Consider the following 232-nt stretch of genomic DNA (forward strand, 5'->3'; position numbering starts at 1 on the left):
GCGGGCCGTTCTGGATGCCCATCACACCAACCGAGCCGGTGTTCCAGGCGAACTTGATCGCGTACAGGTCGCCGCCGCCGACAGGCAGAATCTTGCGCCCCGACCAGTGGTTGCCGGGGTCGATGAACGGCACGCCGTTCCAGGTCCATTCACGCTTGCCGGTCATCTCCGAGACGACGTACTCGGAGCCGCCGAGCTTGCGCGCAAGCGACTTGTAGATCGGAAGAGCACA

1 pseudogene is annotated in these 232 nt (G+C 64.2%); it reads right to left on the bottom strand.

Annotation, left to right across the window (positions count from 1 at the left end):
* Positions 1–232, bottom strand: a pseudogene (locus RMT89_RS45620) (hypothetical protein); the annotation flags it as partial.

This window comes from Streptomyces sp. P17 (assembly GCF_032436805.1).
Lineage (GTDB): Bacteria > Actinomycetota > Actinomycetes > Streptomycetales > Streptomycetaceae > Streptomyces.